The organism is Streptomyces kebangsaanensis (assembly GCF_001906585.1).
In the GTDB taxonomy this organism is placed as follows: Bacteria; Actinomycetota; Actinomycetes; order Streptomycetales; family Streptomycetaceae; genus Streptomyces; species Streptomyces kebangsaanensis.
In genome coordinates this window covers 58,836-59,151 of the sequence record NZ_JUJA01000169.1, presented here as the reverse complement: position 1 = coordinate 59,151, position 316 = coordinate 58,836, and the positions used below count along the sequence as shown (strand labels likewise).

At 72.8% G+C, this 316-nt stretch carries 1 pseudogene; it reads right to left on the bottom strand.

Features of this window, described 5'->3' with window-relative positions:
- Window positions 1–316 (bottom strand): annotated as a pseudogene (locus RH94_RS45945) (EF-hand domain-containing protein); the annotation flags it as partial.

Below are 316 nucleotides of genomic sequence, written 5' to 3'. Positions count from 1 at the left end.
GAGGAAGTCACTCACGAAGGCGCTCCGGCCGTAGATTCCGTCGGTGGTGGTGAGGTCGCGGTGGAAGGCGGTGCGGAAGAGGGTCCGGTACTCGTCCGCGTCGATGGTCCCGCTGCCGTCCTTGTCGGTGGCGTCGAAGAGCACCTCGGCGACGCGGATGAGCGCGGGTCCGGCGAGGGAGGGGACGGCGGCGGCGTACTCGCCGGCGCTGACGCGGCCGTCGCCGTCCGCGTCGAGGGCGGCCTGGAGCTCGCGCCACCAGGCGGCGAAGGCGTCGTAGAGCCGGGTCTCCTCGGGTTCGTCCAGGTCGAGGCGG